Origin of the sequence: Carnobacterium sp., from assembly GCF_032094055.1 — a bacterium.
GTDB lineage: Bacteria > Bacillota > Bacilli > Lactobacillales > Carnobacteriaceae > Carnobacterium_A.
In genome coordinates this window covers 64,897-65,316 of the sequence record NZ_DAMDAK010000002.1, presented here as the reverse complement: position 1 = coordinate 65,316, position 420 = coordinate 64,897, and the positions used below count along the sequence as shown (strand labels likewise).

The following is a 420-nucleotide window of genomic DNA, read 5'->3' as shown; positions in this document are numbered from 1 at the left end:
GAGCAACAAACATATGGTAATCCATCTGTGCACGAACTCTTTCAGCATCTTCAGCTGGAACATCATACATATTCATTCGTTCATTCACACGGACCATCAAGTTTTGTTCATTGTTTACTTGCCAATGTTTAACTCTATCTCCGAATTCTTTATAACAAATTCTTGTAAAACGTTCAAAAGCATAAACACATCTTCTATCTTCCCAACCGTTGTATTTTTCAGCTAATGAAAATGGCAAATCAAAATGATACAACGTAACAAATGGAATAATTCCTTTTTCAAGTAATAAGTCGATTACTTTATTGTAAAATTCCACTCCTTTTTCGTTCACTTCACCATCACCATCCGGGATAATCCTTGCCCAGGAAATAGAAAAACGATAGGTCTTCATTCCTAATTCTTTCATCAAAGAAATGTCTT

Annotated in this window: 1 protein-coding gene; it reads right to left on the bottom strand. The window is 34.3% G+C overall.

The genetic code is table 11. The features are described from left to right. A partial coding sequence (locus RT405_RS00805) for a family 1 glycosylhydrolase (RefSeq protein ID WP_396162946.1) occupies positions 1 to 420 on the bottom strand: 420 nt, incomplete at both ends.